General features: G+C 37.4%; 18 protein-coding genes. 8 read left to right on the forward strand and 10 right to left on the reverse strand.

The window, feature by feature from the left end; all coding sequences use genetic code 11:
• Positions 1-104: 104 nt before the first annotated feature.
• The gene (locus tag V7068_RS11095; RefSeq protein ID WP_499712818.1) at positions 105-611 is read left to right on the forward strand and encodes a ferritin; all 507 of its coding nucleotides are present in this window, start codon (positions 105-107) and stop codon (positions 609-611) included.
• A gap of 111 nt (positions 612-722) precedes the next feature.
• Here the strand turns inward: V7068_RS11095 and V7068_RS11100 are convergent, their stop codons facing one another.
• The 7 genes from V7068_RS11100 to V7068_RS11130 all read right to left on the reverse strand — a co-directional run bounded on the left by V7068_RS11100 (position 723) and on the right by V7068_RS11130 (position 8,023).
• Entirely contained in the window at positions 723-1,052 is a 330-nt protein-coding gene (locus V7068_RS11100) for a hypothetical protein (protein WP_499712797.1), read from the reverse strand.
• A gap of 190 nt (positions 1,053-1,242) precedes the next feature.
• On the reverse strand, positions 1,243-3,153 hold the full coding sequence (locus tag V7068_RS11105; RefSeq protein ID WP_499712798.1) for an FtsX-like permease family protein: 1,911 nt from the start codon (positions 3,151-3,153) through the stop codon (positions 1,243-1,245).
• A complete protein-coding gene (locus V7068_RS11110) occupies positions 3,128-3,898 on the reverse strand; it encodes an ABC transporter ATP-binding protein (RefSeq protein WP_499712799.1) in 771 nt (256 codons plus the stop codon). The genes V7068_RS11105 and V7068_RS11110 overlap by 26 nt, the downstream gene beginning before the upstream one ends.
• Positions 3,899-4,000: 102 nt before the next feature.
• The gene (locus tag V7068_RS11115; RefSeq protein ID WP_499712801.1) at positions 4,001-4,972 is read right to left on the reverse strand and encodes a sensor histidine kinase; all 972 of its coding nucleotides are present in this window, start codon (positions 4,970-4,972) and stop codon (positions 4,001-4,003) included.
• Entirely contained in the window at positions 4,969-5,670 is a 702-nt protein-coding gene (locus V7068_RS11120; protein ID WP_499712803.1) for a response regulator transcription factor, read from the reverse strand. Before V7068_RS11120 ends, V7068_RS11115 begins: the two co-directional genes overlap by 4 nt.
• A 106-nt stretch (positions 5,671-5,776) precedes the next feature.
• Entirely contained in the window at positions 5,777-6,376 is a 600-nt protein-coding gene (locus tag V7068_RS11125) for an undecaprenyl-diphosphatase (RefSeq protein ID WP_499712804.1), read from the reverse strand.
• Between the two features lie 255 nt (positions 6,377-6,631).
• Entirely contained in the window at positions 6,632-8,023 is a 1,392-nt protein-coding gene (locus V7068_RS11130) for a hypothetical protein (protein WP_499712805.1), read from the reverse strand.
• A gap of 164 nt (positions 8,024-8,187) precedes the next feature.
• Here V7068_RS11130 and V7068_RS11135 point away from each other — a divergent pair, with 164 nt between their 5' ends.
• Positions 8,188-9,252: a C45 family autoproteolytic acyltransferase/hydrolase gene (locus V7068_RS11135; RefSeq protein WP_499712806.1), complete on the forward strand. Its 1,065-nt coding sequence runs from the start codon at positions 8,188-8,190 to the stop codon at positions 9,250-9,252.
• A 252-nt stretch (positions 9,253-9,504) separates the two neighbouring features.
• Here the strand turns inward: V7068_RS11135 and proB are convergent, their stop codons facing one another.
• Both proB and proC read right to left on the reverse strand, forming a co-directional pair.
• Entirely contained in the window at positions 9,505-10,623 is a 1,119-nt protein-coding gene (proB, locus tag V7068_RS11140; protein WP_499712819.1) for a glutamate 5-kinase, read from the reverse strand.
• A gap of 36 nt (positions 10,624-10,659) precedes the next feature.
• Positions 10,660-11,514: a pyrroline-5-carboxylate reductase gene (proC, locus tag V7068_RS11145; protein ID WP_499712807.1), complete on the reverse strand. Its 855-nt coding sequence runs from the start codon at positions 11,512-11,514 to the stop codon at positions 10,660-10,662.
• A gap of 532 nt (positions 11,515-12,046) precedes the next feature.
• Between proC and V7068_RS11150 the strand changes: the two genes are divergently transcribed.
• The 5 genes from V7068_RS11150 to V7068_RS11170 all read left to right on the forward strand — a co-directional run bounded on the left by V7068_RS11150 (position 12,047) and on the right by V7068_RS11170 (position 15,661).
• A complete protein-coding gene (locus tag V7068_RS11150; protein ID WP_499712809.1) occupies positions 12,047-12,694 on the forward strand; it encodes a protein kinase family protein in 648 nt (215 codons plus the stop codon).
• Between the two features lie 35 nt (positions 12,695-12,729).
• The gene (locus V7068_RS11155; RefSeq protein WP_252288951.1) at positions 12,730-13,176 is read left to right on the forward strand and encodes a DUF6376 family protein; all 447 of its coding nucleotides are present in this window, start codon (positions 12,730-12,732) and stop codon (positions 13,174-13,176) included.
• A 172-nt stretch (positions 13,177-13,348) separates the two neighbouring features.
• The gene (locus V7068_RS11160; RefSeq protein WP_499712811.1) at positions 13,349-14,818 is read left to right on the forward strand and encodes an FAD-binding oxidoreductase; all 1,470 of its coding nucleotides are present in this window, start codon (positions 13,349-13,351) and stop codon (positions 14,816-14,818) included.
• A gap of 12 nt (positions 14,819-14,830) precedes the next feature.
• Positions 14,831-15,355 (forward strand): hypothetical protein, encoded by a 525-nt coding sequence (locus tag V7068_RS11165; protein ID WP_499712812.1) that lies wholly within the window; start codon positions 14,831-14,833, stop codon positions 15,353-15,355.
• A gap of 135 nt (positions 15,356-15,490) precedes the next feature.
• On the forward strand, positions 15,491-15,661 hold the full coding sequence (locus V7068_RS11170; RefSeq protein ID WP_164853120.1) for a hypothetical protein: 171 nt from the start codon (positions 15,491-15,493) through the stop codon (positions 15,659-15,661).
• Positions 15,662-15,793: 132 nt separating this feature from the next.
• Here the strand turns inward: V7068_RS11170 and V7068_RS11175 are convergent, their stop codons facing one another.
• On the reverse strand, positions 15,794-16,489 hold the full coding sequence (locus tag V7068_RS11175) for a DUF5666 domain-containing protein (protein WP_499712814.1): 696 nt from the start codon (positions 16,487-16,489) through the stop codon (positions 15,794-15,796).
• 273 nt (positions 16,490-16,762) lie between these two features.
• Here V7068_RS11175 and V7068_RS11180 point away from each other — a divergent pair, with 273 nt between their 5' ends.
• A complete protein-coding gene (locus V7068_RS11180) occupies positions 16,763-17,953 on the forward strand; it encodes a M14 family metallopeptidase (protein WP_499712816.1) in 1,191 nt (396 codons plus the stop codon).
• The last annotated feature ends 125 nt before the right edge of the window (positions 17,954-18,078 follow it).

Consider the following 18,078-nt stretch of genomic DNA (forward strand, 5'->3'; position numbering starts at 1 on the left):
ATATAACAATAATTGTAATATAAAACCTTTTATAGTAAAATCAGTCTATCAAGTAAAAGGTGGGATTGTTTATGCTATCGAAGTTAAATAAAAGTGCAAGTACGATGTTATCGAGTAACTTACACGAAGCATTAACTGATCAAATGAACTATGAATTTTATTCTGCCCATGTCTATACTGCGATGGCTTCTTACTGTAAAAGTGAAAATTATGATGGTTTCTCAAGTTTTTTCCTTGCTCAAGCTGAGGAAGAAAGAACTCATGGAATGAAGATTTACAATTACATCCATGATCGTGGAGAACAAGCGATTATTTCTGGTTTTGAACATCCAAATAATAAGTTTGAATCTATTTTAGATGCTTTTGAAAAAGCACTAGAACATGAAAAAGAAGTGACGAGTCGAATCTATAATCTTTCTGATATTGCTCGTGATGAAAAAGAATATGCAACGATTTCCTTTTTAAATTGGTTCCTTGATGAGCAAGTAGAGGAAGAATCCCTATTTAATGGTATTGTTCAAAAATTAAAACAAATTAATAATGACCCTGCTTCTTTATTGGCATACGATTCAAAAATGGCGAAGCGTACACATACAACATGTGTTGAATAGGAATATTCCTTTATTCTTTTTGAAAACCCTAAATAATGGACAAATAAGTCCTTTATTTAGGGTTTTCTTGTGTCTGCACCTAGTATAGAGGGCAGGCACTAAAGTTGTACATTATTCGTCTTTATTATCTGGATCAGTCATATCTTCTGGATCTTCAACAATGTCTTCTGGATCTGGATCAGTATCATTTTCATCATCTTTAGTCATTGTATCGTTTTCATCAACACCAGGTAGGTTATTATCACCATTATTATCGTTATTTACATCATTGTTATTTAAATCATTTGTACCATTTACGTTATCATCCGTTGGAGTTTGGTCCACATTGTTTTGGTCTTCTTGCGGAGGCGGATTTTCATTATTATTGTCGTTATTACACCCCGCTAACATCATAATAGATAAACAAGCACTCATTAATGTAAGAAACCATTTTTTTGTCATCGTAAATGATTCCCCTTTCATATTTTTTATGGAACTGTACTTATATTTCCCTGTAGAAAGTGAATTATGTGTCACACTGACAAAATTATTTATTGCTAATTTGTGAATAAAAATGTGGATGATTTCGATAAAAAAGAGAAGAGGCTGTTGAAAAGTAGATGCTTTCCAGTCAGGCTCTTCGAATGTACGTTTAGATTAACGCTTTTTTCAAGTTTTTCAAATATCGATAACGGATTAAGAAGAAATAAACAAGTTGAGCAATGAGAAAACTAGCCAGCACAAGCATCATTTCTGTAGCGATTGACAATTTATAAAAGCTTTGTAAGGCCGTGAAGGCAAAAGCACTATGGACAAATGCAACCAAAATAGGAACGAAAAACAGTAAAGCAAGCTGACGAGTGACAATTTTATTCAATTCTTGATCAGTTAACCCTACTTTCTTAATCGTTAAATATTGACGGCTGTCATATTCCAAATCAGCATACAGTCTGAAGTATAAGAAGCTTCCTGCAGCAATAAAGAATACGGCTCCAATAAGCAGGGCGACAAATAACATCATTTTGAACATACTCATTTGAGTTTCATACAAAGTTCCGCTTACCGTCATGAAGTAGGAAGTATCACTAGAAGGTGATTTTTTTCCGTTTTTGACCAGATTTTCCATCATACCTGTTGTTTTCTCAAGTTCTTTCGTATAAAAACCGGTATACGTTCCTGTCATTACGGGGGCAAGCTTTATAAATAATTCATCACTTACTACTAAGCCTTCATCCCATACAAGCTGATAAGGCAGGACAACATTTTTTGTATAGGTCTTTGGATGAAGTTGTAGATGATCTTGCTTTAACGTGTATATCACAGGTTTAGAGAAGCCGCCTTCGAAGGTGGATGTTCGCATATTCAAAGTTTCTATTCCTTTCAGCGGCTTTTCTGTAAACTCATACCCTGCCTGTTCAGAGATTTCTTGATAATCCGAAAAGGAAATAATCGCGAGCTTATCAGAAGGATATGGAGAAGTTGAGGAAGCAACTTCTATATATTTAATGGAGACTTGATTTGTCGTATAGCTTACTTGCTTCTCTTGTAATTTCCCTTCAATTTGCTTTAGCTGTTGTTTATGAACGGGTTCATCATTTAGCGCGATATAACTAATTTCGGCTGGATAATCCATATCGAATTGCTTATTCATTACATTGATAGAAACAAGAGATCCAACTGCGCAAAAGGCAACCGTTGAAAAAATGGTAACCATAAAAAACATTCTTGCATTATCTTTTAAGCGGTACGCTAAACTAGAAATCGTAATTAAATTCGTTCTCTTCCAAACAAGCATCCGGTTTTTTTGCAGCATTTTCGTTATAAATACCGATAGCTGTGTGTAAAAAAAGTACGTTCCGACAATTGTCATTCCGATGACCGGCAACATCCGGAAAAGTAAGGTTTGCATCGTCGCAGTAGCGGCTAAATAATAACTGATGATGAGTAAGAATGCAGAGAGAAGAGATAGAAAGATGGACACTTTTGGTTCCGTTTTCGGTTTTTCTCCTGCTTGGAATAAATCAATTAATTTATTGACTCGTACAAGAATCGTCGTAAATAACGAAATACTAAAGAATAGAAGTAAGAACGCTCCTACTGTAAGGATAATTGCCTTTTCGGATAAATAAAAGGGCAGAGGAGCAATGCTAATCATCTTCGAACCAATTAATAAAAAAAGCTTCCCTGTAACAATTCCTGTACAAATCCCGACAGCAATTGCTCCAATACCGATTATCATATTTTCTAAAAACACCATGCGATTTAATTGGCTTCTAGTCATTCCATGCATCATAAGGATGCCAAATTCACGCTTTCGTGCCTTTAAAAACGTGCTGACAGAATAAAGCACAAATAAGAAGGAAAATACATACATAATGATTTCGGCAGCTGCCATTAATTGAACGGCGAGTGCTGCGTTCACACCTTCTTTAATATCGGGATGAAAAATAAATAGAGCATAAACAAAGAAAATTAAAACAGAAAAGGCGCTGCTTAAAAAGTAGGCGGCATAAGTTCGCTTATTACGAACAATGTTTCTATAGACGAACTGTCGAAAGGTCACGACTGTCTCCTCCTAACAAAGCAAGCATATCAATAATCTTTTGGAAGAAGGTTTGACGGTTATCACCGCGATAAATTTCGTTATAAAGTTTTCCGTCTTTAATAAAAATGACTCTATGACAATAGCTTGCAGCGACAGCATCATGTGTGACCATTAAGGCAGTTGCTCCATCTTCCTTATTGATGGTCGTGAGTGTTTCCATTACATCTTTGGAAGCTTTGGAATCTAAGTTTCCAGTCGGTTCATCGGCTAAAATAAGGGATGGACGATGAATGATAGCTCGTGCGATTGCTGTACGCTGCATTTGTCCGCCAGAGATTTCATAAGTTCGCTTTTTTAAAATTTGAGCAATCCCTAGTTTTTCTGTCACTTCGTAAAGACGTCTTTCCATCTCGCGAACATTTTCGCCATCGAGAGTGAGGGGAAGCACAATGTTTTCTTCCACTGTTAGCGTATCAAGCAAATTAAAGTTTTGAAATACAAAACCAAGCTCATGGCGTCTAAATAAGGCGGTTTCTTTTCGGTTTAAAGTATGTGGATTTTTACCGCTAATGAAAATGTCACCAGCTGTTGGTCGATCAATGGTTGCAATTAAGTTTAAAAGTGTTGTTTTCCCACTGCCAGATGGGCCCATAATTCCGACAAATTCGCCTTTTTCAATTGAAAAATTAATATTGGTTAACGCTTTATGAGCAACTTTTCCTTCATAGATTTTTTCGATATGTTTCACATCTAAAATAGGCATTATTTCCACTCCTTGCTTCAGTTGTATCTTCATTGTAGCTAGAATTCGCTGTCTCCTACTATGTCGCAGGCTTACAGTTTACTTACAGATTTGTAAGGGTAGCTAGAATATAATACGAATCGTTGTTCCTTCGTTTACAATCGATTCGATTTCGATACGATGACCAAGCTTTTCGCAGATTTGTTTCACAAGGTAAAGCCCCATCCCGGTCGATTCTTGAAAGTTACGGCCATTTTCACCCGTGAAATAAGCATCAAAGACGCGAGGGATATCACTTTGCGGAATTCCGATGCCTTCATCTTGGATTTCTAAAACGGTATGTATGCCACGCTTGTAGCTATGGAAATGAAGTTTTCGATTTTCCTCGACTGTATAGCGAATAGCATTTGTGACTAGCTGGGTTAAGACAAACGAGAGCCATTTCTCATCAGAAGCAACGATGACATCCTCTTTGAATTGAAAGGAAGGAAAAATCCGTTTTCGAATAAATAAACGCTTTTGATTAGATGTAACAGACCATACAACAGCTTCTAAATCAAGGGACTCCACATATAAATCATGTTCAAATGAATCTAAACGCGCGGTATAAAGCACCGTCTCGAGCCCCTTTTTTAAACGATCAAGCTCATCTCCAATAGCAGTGAAGCGAGAGTCATCTTCATCCTGTATGATTAAATGAATAACCGATAAGGGAGTCTTCATTTGATGAACCCACTGATTGATAAACTGTATATGACCTTCAAGCCTGTATTTATAATGATGCAGGTCTGTTTTATAATGGCGAAATTGGCTAGTGAGGAGCTGCTGTAAACCCTCAGTAAGCGGTGTTTGATGCGTATTATTTGTAAAATCATCCAATGAGGTGAGCGGTTTTTCTAGTCGCTGATAAAAGAAGCGATTGGTGATGTATCGGATTAGGAGATAGATGATTAGCAGACAGCTGCTGAGAAGGGCAGCGTATAAACTAATGGTCCAATTATGATAACCGTCAAGCCAATAAATAGATGTTATAACGATGATTTGGATTAGATATATAAAAATAAGCGGGAGTTGATCACGTAAGAAAAGCTTCATTCATTCTTCCTCCAATTGGGCATAAGTCGATATCCTTGTCCGCGAATGGTTTGAAGAGCGTCTATTATATGTAAGGAAGCTAATTTTTTTCGAACGCGTGTAATGTAGACGTTCAACGTATTATCATCCACAAATGCTTGATCATCCCAAATTTTTTCTAAAAGACGATCCCGACTGACAACCCGCTCAGCTTTTTTCATTAATTCATCTACTATTTTTGCTTCCGTATGACTCAGTTCAATTTCCTGGCCATCTAGAGAAAGATTTAACCGTTCCACATCGAGTGTTAATCCTTCAACTGTAGTTGTACGTCCATTATGGGCATTAGCATATGAACCGTATGCGCGTCTAAGTTGACTATTAATTTTGGCAATGACAATTTCATAATCAAACGGCTTCGTTATATAATCATCTGCTCCATTTTCAAGGGCCATTACTTGATCCATTTTGCTATCGCGTGCAGAGATAAAAAGAATAGGACAAATAGAAATACTTCGGATTTGACGGCACCAATAATACCCGTCGAATTTAGGCAAATTGACATCTAATAAAACAAGGTGTGGTCCATACTGTTCAAATTGGGTTCGTACTTTATCGAAATCATCAACGGATTGTGTTTGAAATCCAAAGTTATTCAAATGCTTTTCTAGTAAATGAATAAGCTGTTTATCATCTTCAATAATTAGTATTTTAAACATTATCATTCTCCTCTTATTTTCTACTATATAATTGTATCAAAAGTAACAGACCGAATGAAAATGGTCATTAAAAAACGCTGGAACCCCAGCGTTTTTTTCTATCAAGTTAAAAATTCTTCGATTTATTGTTTACGGGCAGGATGATTTGTTCTCCTTTTTCATAGATGCGAAGCAATTTATTTATCACACTTAATTTAGGTACGGTTACATACACAATGATGGCCGAGGTCATACTGATTATGGCTCCTGATGCGACATCTGCTGGATAATGAACGCCAACCCAAATACGTGAAAGACCGACACAAAAAGCGAGTATTATCCAGAAAACGCCTGTCTTTTTGTGAAAAAGCCAGAACGTCATACAAAAGGAAAAAAACAAGATCGTATGGTCGCTTGGAAATGAATTATCTACAGCCTTCTCTATGAGCTGATTGACATTGGACAACTCAGCAAACGGTTGATGATTGGAATGAATGGTTCCTGCTAGTTTCCCGATTATCTCGGCGACTATAAAAGAAATCATTGAACAAATTACCATGATTCTATTGGTATTAGTTCGTGTAAACCAATAGAGTATGACAGCCAGTGCTAAGACGTACACCATATATTCAGCAATAAACACAACAGTGGCGTTGAAAGAAGTATAATCTTTACCTAAATCATTGATTATTCTAAAAACATGGACATTTAAATCGGAAAAATCCATTGATTCATTTCCCCTTTATCTTTTTATTAGGGTCATTATAAGTCAATTAATAAGACTCAAAACATGGATTTTCCTTACACGAGCTTACAGTTTTGTAAGAATCGTATTTTTAGTTTTTTGATAATAGGGGATGGTTTATTTTAGGGTAATAACAACTGAGAGTGGGCGTGAAATGTACGAGTAAACAAAAGCTCAATCACTTTTTTAGTGATTGAGCTTTTGTATTGTTCAAGGAATAAATCTAGAACTGATTCATTATATCAAAAACATCGCCACAATCGTCGTCGCGACTAACCCGATTGTTACCGGAAGGATGTTTCTTCGCGCTAATTCGAATGGACTGACATTACAAATGGCGGCAGCTGGGATGAGTGCCCAAGGAATAAGTGTTCCACCGCCGACCCAAATGGCTGCAATTTGCCCAAGCGCGGTTAAGGTAGCAGTACCGTCTCCAATGGCTGTGCCGAATAGATTCGCTACCGAACCAGCTAAGGAAATGCCGGAAAAGCCTGAACCATCTAAACCAGTAATGGCTCCAATACCTGTCAATGTAATGGCCGCTATTTCTTTCGTTAAAGGAACGGCAGCAGCTAAAGCGACGCCGAGATCATTCACAATACCGTGGGATGTCCTCGGTAAATAGTCACCGATAATTTGAGCGAATCCAGAATCCCCTAAATAAAAGAAGGCAGCAATAGGAATCACGGGTCCAAATACTTTAAAACCGAATTGAAATCCTTGAATTAAATAGCTTGTTGTTTTTTCAAGTCCTTGTTGTTTATGCGCTACAACGGATAGAATAAGCAGAATAAAGACCGCTGTACCGCCAATTAATGCCGTCGCATCTCCGCCTTGTAACTTTAAAAGAAACATGGCGATGACATCAAGCAAAAAGGCAATTGGAATGAGGATAGCAAAAAAATGCTTCTGTTTTGTGGTAAGTAAATGTTCATTCATTGCTTGGTCTTGAATAATTTCTTTATTTTCCCCTAATGTGAGGACCCCGCGCTTCATATCACGCTTTAAAAAGATAAAGGCAGAAACGGTTGTGACCACTCCCATTGTAATGACGAGCGGAATGCTTGCTGAAATGACATCTCCAACTGGAATTGAAGCTGCATCGGCTGTAAGCTTAGGGGCTGCTTGAATGATAAAATCACTCGATAAAGCAATCCCATGCCCAAAGAGGTTCATTGCTATTGCTACGCCAAGTGCAGGTAATCCCGCGCGCAGGGCTGCTGGAAGCAGAACCGCTCCTAGTAAGGCAACAGCGGGAGAGGGCCAGAAAAACCAAGAAATGACCATCATGAGAATCCCGATAATCCAAAAGGAAAGCGTTGGATTTTTCATAAACCTAGTAAAAGGAGCAACCATGGCATCATTAATGCCCGTTTTTGTTAATACATGGCTCATTGCAACAATGATGGAAATGATTAAAATAGTCGACATTAGCTCTGTAATGGCGAAAATAAAGCTGTTAAAAATTCCGATAATGGATGAAGTTACACTACTTGTTGCGACAATGGCTAGTGTGAAAATTCCAATTATACAAATGAGGGAAGTGTCTCGACGTTTCACCATAAATCCGATGATTAACACAATAAACCCTAGATAAATCCAATGGAGAGCCGTTAATTCTATCCCCATAATTTTCTCCCCCTCATGAATCGGCTTGATGATAGATTATGGGGAAATGCCTAGTTAGGTGAATTGTTCCATAAATTTATTCGTAATCAATTGTCTTCTTTCTTTTCAATTATCCATCAAGTATTCTAAAAAGAAATAGTTACGATATAAAAGAGGGATATGACATGAAGCAAATTTATAGTGAAATCGTTCAATTTCGAGGGACACATTATGATTTTGGATATATGCAAGGGGAAAAATTGCGAGATTCTTTAACCGTTATGAATCGTGAAGAGCAGTGGAAGGTGAGAAAGCCTCGATTTACGATAGAAGTAGAAGAGGTGAGAAAGGCCATTACACAATTTGCTCCTGGTGTTTGGGAGGAATTGCTTGGAATGCAAGAAGCACTAGAATGGCCGATGAAACGCATATTGCAAGAGTTTGGGGGCTATCGATTAGATTATGTAAAGTCGGGCTGTTCTATTGTAACAGGAAGTGATTATTTAATTCGTAATTATGACTATCATCCGAAGACGTATGAGGGGCGTTATGTTGTTTTTCAACCAACTGACCAAGGATATGCGAGCATTGGTCCGAGCCAAAGGGCGACGGGAAGAATGGATGGAATGAATGAAAAAGGGTTAGCGATTGGTTATAACTTCATGAATCGGAAAAACCCAGGGGATGGATTTATTTGTTGTATGATTGGAAGGCTTATTATAGAGTCTTGTGCCAATGTTTTGGAAGCGGTATCGATGCTGAAGGAGATACCACATCGCCATTCTTTTACTTATGTTGTGTATGATCAAAGCGGAGAGACTTATGTAGTTGAAACATCTCCGCGTGGTGTTGAGATTCGTCAGTCGAATGTCTGCACGAATCACTTTGAAATTATGAAGCACGAAAATCGTAATCATCTCGTCGATTCTAAACGACGACTAGGGGTTATACAGGAACAATATGAGAATCTTTCAGAAGCCTATGATGCTTTTCGATTATTAAATGATACGAATCAAGGCGTTTTTTCGGATTTATATGGAAGCTGGGCAGGAACAATCCATACATCCGCTTATTTGCCAAGAGAAATGAAGGCTTGGATAGCATTAGGAGGAAATCAAGAACCTACTGTATTTGATTTTGCAAAATGGCTTGATGGAGATGATATAGAAATAGAGCAAATAACAGGAGGGGTTGATACAGATATCCCATTTGTACATATGGATGAGGGGGCTAATTGGTATCGAAAGTGAGGATTATTTATTGGGATAGTAACCGAACAAGGCTAGAATTAGTTTTTTAATAGTCATTTCGGATTTATGATAAGGTACTCCTTTTGTATGGTACTTATAAAAATTAAAAAAGAAGTAAATGGAAAGACTCCAAATTTTGAATCAGGTGTGTGTGACGCGGTCTCACACACCTTTCAGTATAGTTCAATTTTAAGAAATAATAAGTGTGAAAAATGAAAGGATTGTTTCGAGCAGCTTCTTTTTTTATTACCATTACACGCCAATTTTAATTGGCGCATCTACACGACAAACAAAATGGTTCATATCTATAATGAATGGCGGGGCGCTTACCATGCTTTGTTTACGTAGTTGATGTAATTCTTCGGATGAAAACTGAACAATCCCAAGGCCGATTTCTGTTCCTTCAGTATCGATTATCCGAATAACGGACTCCTTTTCAAATTGTCCTTTTATTTCGAGAATGCCAGAGGAGTATACACTTTCACGTTTTTCGACAATGCGATTTTTTGAAGATGAGTCGATGATAATTTCTCCTTTAGGCCCTGAATTAAAGGCAATCCATTTGGTCTTTTCGTTTAACTCCATTAATGGTGCGGCAGTTTTAAAGTACGTCCCTTTCGCCGTACCTAATACGGCATCCATGATAATGTTTGGAGTGCCGGCTCTTCCTAAGAAGGTTGGAATGCCAGAAGCCATGGCGATTTTAACCGCTTGAATTTTTGATTTCATGCCGCCGGTACCGACCTCACTTCCTGAGCCACCAGCTGCTTTTTCAATTTCAGGCGTAATGTTATGAACATGTGTTAACAACTTAGCGTGGCCGTTTTTGCTAGGATCTGAGTCATATAGTCCATCTATGTCTGATAAAATGGCTAAATGATGGGCATCGACTAGTACAGCTACCTTTGCTGAGAGGGTATCATTATCTCCAAATTTTAAGCGGTCAATTGTTACGGTATCGTTCTCATTGACGATAGGGATAATGCCTCTTTTTAATAAGACGTTTAATGCATTACGCATATTTTGGTAGCGATTTTCATCTGAAAAATCACCTCTCGTAATTAAAATTTGCGCAGCAACATAGCCATGAGACAAAAATAGCTCGGAGTATGTCTCCATTAGTAATCCTTGACCAATTGAAGCGGCAGCTTGCTTTTCAGGCAATGTAGTAGGGCGTTCAAGACAGCCTAATTTTCGATAGCCAGCAGCAATAGCACCAGATGAAACGAGTACGACTTCATGTCCTGTATCCTTTAATAAAACAATTTCATCTACAAGTTTTTCGAGTTTTTTACGACTAATTTCTCCGTGTCGACTAGTGAGTGAACTACTCCCTATTTTAATCACAACACGTTGCTTATTAGTATTCACGGTCATCTAATCCCTCCTATTTTTTGAATATTCAATCTATTGCGTCGTTGAAAAGTTGCTAGCATTTACTTTGAATTGTGTACTCATTTCTCTAGAGCGATTAGCAGCTTGCTTAATGGCTTGAGAAATAGCTGTGCCGCCACCGTATTGTTCAAGTGCAGCTAATCCTGCGGCTGTCGTACCATTCGGCGAAGTAACCTTTTCTCTTAAAACAGCTGGTGTTTCGCTTTGTGCTTGAATCATTTTGGCTGCTCCGATTATAGTCTGGGCAATGATTTGCCGAGTCGTATCTTCAGCTAATCCGCTTTTTATTCCTTCCTTTTCCATATGTTCTATTAAGTAATAAAAGTAGGCAGGACCGCTGCCGGCAATACCTGTAAAAATGTCCATTTGTGCTTCGGGTATGACATATACGGTTCCGATACATTCAAGTAATTTTTGCGTGAGTATTACGTTCTGCTTTGTAGTATGTGTTCCAGCAGAAATGGCGGTAGCGGATTCCCCAATCATGCTGGAGGTATTTGGCATAACTCGGATAACTTGTTGTCCTGATGGCAAATACTGCTCTATAAAGGAGGTTGTAATACCGGCTAACACAGACAGAATAAGATGGTTTGGCTGAACGACATGTTTGACGGATTGTAAAGCGGATGCTGCATCTTTTGGTTTCATTGCGAGGACGATTAAGTCAATGTCTTTAAAGGGTAATTTATCTTGAGTTACGGCGTTAATTTCATATGTTTTTTTGAGTTGTTGTAACCGTTTATCGTTGCTTCGATTGGATACAAAAATATGGTTTGGCGGAACTTTTTCAGCATTTATGATACCTGAAATCATTGCTTCTGCCATCGAACCGGCTCCTAAAAATGCAATTTTTTTGTTAATAAACATGCCATTCCTCCCAAAATGTTCGTGTTTTTGTTCTTATTTTTTTTACAACGACCTTATATTAACATGTATCAAATCATTATCAAGGGATATCAGGAAAGTCATGTGTATATGCTCCAATTAGTGAGTATAAGCGTTTATCCTGGTTATTCAATAAGGTAAATGAAGGCTCAAGCCAAAATATCACTGCTCAGGATAAAATTTGGAAGATTATTAGGGCTTGTCATTCTTCAAATGGTGTAATAGTAAATGGGAAAGCAGGGGGAGTGGAATTCCTTCCATTTGACGTTTAAAAAGAAAATATTTATAATAAAATTAATAAGAAAATTGAATATATTCTTCCGTATAAGGGGAGTAGCTATACAATAAAATCGTCATTACGGGATATGAATCCTCGGTTTTATTGGCAACTAATGATAGTTGTTTGCGAGACCTTACCGATTTCTTGGTAAGGTCTTTTTATGTAAAGGCGTTATAACCGAGAAAATTGGTTATAACGCCTTTTCTTTTCTTATATAACTAAGAATAGAGAGAGGTGACGATTATTCTTTTATTTCATGAGTTAGCTGTCAGTGTTAAAATGGCAAATGACCACAAACATACGCTGCTGGATTACGATAAATCATTAACGTTAATTGGACAAGGCAGAAGTGCTTATGTATTTAGGATCGAACAAACGAATAAAGCAATGAAGATATTTTTTCCGACTTACGCTCACCTTGCCGAGGAAGAGTCAAATATCTATAGGGAGCTTCAACATCTCTCCTATTTTCCAACTCTTTATGAAGCAGGTTCTAATTATTTAGTCATTGATTATTTAGAGGGGAATACGCTCTTTCAATGTTTAACAAAAGGGACTCCAATCTCAGATGATGTTATAAAAGAAACCGATAAGGCTTTACAGTTAGCTAGAAAAGAGGGATTGAATCCGTCTGATGTTCATTTGCGCAACATTTTTATCACATCGGATAAAGAAGTGAAAATTATTGATGTGGCTCGATTTAGACAAGTGAAAGTTTGTACTCAATGGGAAGATTTAAAAAATGCATTTTATTGTTATTATAAAAAGCCGTATTTTCCAAAGAAAATTCCTGAATTTATGTTGAATAGTATTGCAGCGCTGTATAAGAAAAATCTTCTTAAAGTTAATCGTGCAAGAAGCTCTGAGTTTTATCAGCGGTGAGAAAAACTTATTCTAGTGTATAAGGAGAGAAGAGAATGAAAAAAAAGATACTAGCTTTTGGAATGATGGGGATGGTGTTTCTAAGTGGTTGTTCCTTACTTGGAGAGGTAAATGATTCTTTAGAGTATGCGAATGCGACGACAGAATATATGAATACGGCACAAGATTTTGCGAATGAAGTACCAGAACTAGCTAACAATGCAGTCGCAAGCGAAGAAGCGAGACAACAGCTAGAAGAAGAACTTACTCTTATGAAAGAAGAAATAAATGAGTTTAATAATATCGAAGCCCCTGCTGTTGCAGAAGATCTTCATGCTCAGATTGTCAGCACCAATGAAAAGCTAGAAGAAGGGATTGACCTATATTTAACGAATATTGAAAATGGTCAGTTGGATCCCGCTATACTAGAGAACTCGGAAATTTTAACAACAGTAAATGAAGTTTCAAGTTTGATGGAGCAAATTGAGAAATTAACGAATTGATTGTAGGATGTATGATTTGTTTTTTTTGAATGAGTTTGAACTCATTCAATAAGAAATACGACGAGGTTATCAGGTATAATCATTAACCTGATGCCTTTTTTTATATTCTCTCTCCTTCTTTAATGAATTATGGTACATTTTTTATATCAATTTACAAAAACAGGAGAAGAACATGAAGAAAGTAACTAAGTTTATGAAAAAAACATGGTTTCTCGGTATTCTAGTATTTGCCATGGCTATAGTCGTTATTTGGAATATACCAATTGAGAAAAGAAAATATGGGTTTTCACAAAGTGGTTTAGCTACGGACTATACAGGTCTGCTGCCTGAACGAATTGAAAAAGTTGTGAATGTCCACAATCGAAATGAATTACAGAGAATCGTTCAAGAAGCTAATAAAAAGGGCAAGCATATTTCTATCGCTGGATTACAGCATTCCCAAGGTGGACATACATATTACAAGGACGGAATTGTACTTGATATGCGAGGGTTCAATCGTATAGTAGAAATCAATAAGCAAGCTAAAACAGTTCGAGCAGAGAGTGGAGCTAGTTGGGAAGATGTTCAGGAAGCTGTCACTCCGTATGGTTTAGCGTTACAAGTCACACAATCACAATCGATTTTTACAATTGGAGGTTCATTATCTGTTAATGCTCATGGGAGAGATATTCGTTTTGGTCCAATGGCTGAAACGGTTCGGGAAATGACGGTATTAACTCCAACAGGAGAAATAAAATATTTAACACGTGATGATTCAGAAGAATGGATGACATACATATTAGGGGGCTATGGCTTATTCGGAGTCATTTTAGATGTGACTTTAAAACTTACGGAAAATGAAGTATACACCATTCACACAGAGGAAATAGAGACGGAAAAGTATGAGTCGTATCTTCATAGAGTGCTAGAAAATCAAAATATTGCGATGCACTATGCAAGAATAAGTGTAGCACCGGGTACATTTTTAGATGAAATGTATGTGATTGATTATAACAAAACAAAAAAACAGGATAATACAACGTCGCTCAAAGAAGAAGAAGGAGTTCGAGTCAGTAAGTTTGCTCTTGATTTAGGAAGAAAAGGGGGAAAGCTGGAGGATTTATTTTGGGAATCGCAAAGGCTGTATATCAATTCAATTGATGGTAAAACGATTACACGTAATAATGCTATGCGTTCAGAATCTACATTTATGGAATTTACTACGCCTGGTAGAGTGGAGGTTTTACAAGAGTTTTTTATTCCAGTTGATTCATATGAAGAGTATATGCAGAGCCTGAAAGACTTGCTTCCTCATAATGATCAAGATGAAGATTTTAAAGTGCATAATATCACAGTGCGATATGCAGCGAAAGATAACATGACAAGTCTCCCTTATGCAAAGGAAGATATGTTAGGTCTTGTCGTATTGATTCAGCATGGATTAAAAGAGAAAGAGATTGCTCACGCTAAAACGATGATTCAGAAGTGGACGGATGTAACATTGCAATATGGTGGTACCTATTATTTGCCTTATTATCCTTACCAAACAAAGGAACAGTTTAAAGAATCTTATCCAAATTGGAAAAGCTTCAAGAAACAGAAGGCAGAACGAGATCCAAATGAAGTGTTTGTAAATTTGTTCTATGATCATTACATGAAGTAAGAAGGCGAAGACATGCAGAATAAAAGTGAATGGTATATTCCTCTTATTGTCACAGTTGGACAAGTTGTAATTTTTCCATATTATATTGTTTGGTTGAAAGAAGTGTCTTTTAGTTATACCTTATTTGCTTGGTTATTTGCCACATTCTCTTTTGCTGCTGCATGGGGGTATCGTTTTTTTCAATCCAGAGGAGAGAAACCACGGTCTTTTATCACATCTGTTTATGTAGCGATGGGAGTAGTGTATATAGTCGTTGGATATTGGAAGCTTCCAATTGAATATCTCCCTTATTTGGCTCTTATGACACAAATTGTATTAGGCTTTTTACAAGGGTACTTTCGAGCATGGCATACTAAACAACGATCGTATCATGTACATGCTATCAATCACTATTTAATAGTTGGAGTCATTATGATTGGACTTTCATTTATGAAAGTAGTTTCTCCTAGTATATTTCTTACTGTGTTCGGGACAATTTTATGCATGTGTGGAATGTGGGAAGTGGTGAGAGGTTTCGATTTCAAAATGATGAAATGAAAAACAGAACTATTAAGTAAATATGAAAATATGGTTAAACATGTTAAGAAACGTGGAAGCTGATTCTAATATTCTAAAAATCTTGTATGATAGTCTTGTATTAACAAATAGGACAATCGAGGAGGCAAGAGAAATATGAAAAACTTGAAACAATGGTTATTAGTTTTCATGGCATCTTTCATGTTGGTAGGTATTGCCGCGGGTTGCAGTAATTCTGATAAAGAAACGGACGAAACAAATACGGAAGAGAATCAAAATGTTGATGAAGGTACAGAGGAAGGCACAGAAACTGAAGAAGATAAATAATATAGGAGTGAGGCTGGACTATCATTCGTTCAGCCTCACTTTATAGGTTAAAAAAAATAAAAACCTAATGGAAATCGCGAGCCTAGAATATCCTGTACTTTTAATCTGGCAATAATAATGCTGTTAATGATATTAATCAAAACGATCATCGTCATCATAATCATCGAAATCATCATCGATTTCGGCTTTAACTAGCTTGAAGCTGCTATTCAATTTAAGCTCCACTGGAACCCCTTTTAAACTGCCGCGATAGCCATCACGATCTAACACGTATCCACTTGTCTTCTGGAATGTTTTCTTTTTTCCTTTAAAATTGACGGTCATTTTCTGTTTGCTATCGGAAACAATCGTAGCGGAATATTCAATCGTTCGTTCTGTTTCGATTTCGCGAGCGGTTTTGTTCGATACTTCCATCTCAACGAGAACGCCTTTTTTTAATCGAATTGAATCATCATCAATTTCTGTGTTTTTATTAATTTTGTATGTGGCAGTTCCCCCGAAAGGAAAGGATACTTTAATGCTATTTTTGTTATAGGAAACAACCTTCCCTTGGACTTCACGAGTGTTAGAGGATACTTGTTGAATGTGTACCTCATCGGTTGTTGTGCTTTCATTCGCAATGGCTTCGATGGTTTTGTGAACGTGGGCTTGGTTTTCATTTACTTTAACGAAATTGCCTGTTTCATCTACAGATTGAACAGTGGCGAAGAAGTCTTGTGAAGATACTGTTTGTTCCTTAGCTGATTCTACTCCTGCTACTCCTCCTGCTACGCCCACTCCAGTCATTAGAGCTGTTCCAATGAGGATTTTCTTCCATTTATTTTTCATGTATAACTCTCCTTTTTCTATTTGATGGTTCTATCATAGACAAGAATTATTAAGTGAATATGAGATAATTATTAGAATTTGATGAGAAGTACAAGAAGCAGTCAGTTCGGGGTGAAGCTAGTGATAGTACGGAGTTTTATGATGTCTAGGCAGAGCCGGGGGAATGTAGATTAAGTATGTACTCATAGCAATTCCGACATGTGTAGTGAAATTAGGCATATATTGAAATAGATGCGAACCTTCGAGGAAAATACGAACACCGGGAGGTACAATATGGACGTTTTTGTAAGGCGGGGTGACTCCTTATGGTATTACAGTCAATTGTTCAAAATACCTATTCGTCTTATTCAAGACTCCAATGGAGGAACGCAAGCTAATATGCTTTCGATTGGTCAACGAGTGAAGATTCCAGGCTTTACTGCGATAAATTATCGGATAAAGCAAGGCGATTCTTTATGGAGTATTGCAACGAACCGAAATCTTCCATTAGATGCCCTATACCTTGTGAACCCGTCTATTAATCCGAATGCGCTGAACATCGGTCAGATCATTAAGGTTCCGCTGCGTATTACCTGGAGACTTGTGCGAGGAGAGCAAAGCTATTCTTATGAAACATTGAGGGATGATATAAGGAGATTATCCAGCGTTTATCCGTTTATTCAAACATCCTCCATTGGGAATTCGGTACTTGGTAGAAATATCTCTGAAATTTTAATCGGAAAAGGCAATAAGCGAGTGCATTATAATGGGGCGTTTCATGCCAATGAATGGATCACAACACCGGTTATTATGACTTTTATTAATGATTATTTGCTGGCGTTAACGAATATGAATACGATCCGTGGTGTACAGATGCTGCCTTTATATCAGCAATCTACATTATCGATTGTTCCGATGGTCAATCCTGATGGAGTAAACCTCGTTTTACAAGGTCCGCCGTCTACTGAGCCTTATAGAAGCAATGTTATACAATGGAATAGAGGGAGTATGGATTTTTCAGGATGGAAAGCGAATATTCGGGGTGTCGATTTAAATGACCAATTTCCGGCCAAATGGGAATTGGAAAAGGCGCGTAATCCTGATAAGCCAGGACCGAGAGATTATTCTGGTGAAAGACCACTTACAGAGCCGGAAGCTGTTGCGATGGCGGATTTGACCAGGAGGAGAAATTTTAGCAGAGTATTAGCGTTCCATACCCAAGGTCAAGTGATTTACTGGGGGTTTGACAATTTGGAGCCTCCTGAATCGGAAGTTATGGTAAATGAGTTTAGTCGAGTGAGCGGGTATGAACCTGTTCAAACAATCGAAAGTTATGCTGGATATAAAGATTGGTTTATCCAGGATTGGAGAAGACCGGGGTTTACAGTGGAATTAGGACAGGGAACGAATCCGCTTCCATTATCACAGTTTCAAGAAATTTATCAAGAATCACTCGGGATATTCTTAGCAGGGTTGTATATGTGATTCACCTGCAATGCTAGAAAAGCTCATCCAAACGGATGGGCTTTTCTAATGATTAACAATGATTCCAATAATATAATTGCTTAGATTAAAATCAGAATATTTAAAGCATTGACTCAAATTAAAGT

The organism is Bacillus sp. JJ634, from assembly GCF_036962285.1.
GTDB lineage: Bacteria > Bacillota > Bacilli > Bacillales > DSM-1321 > Peribacillus > Peribacillus asahii_A.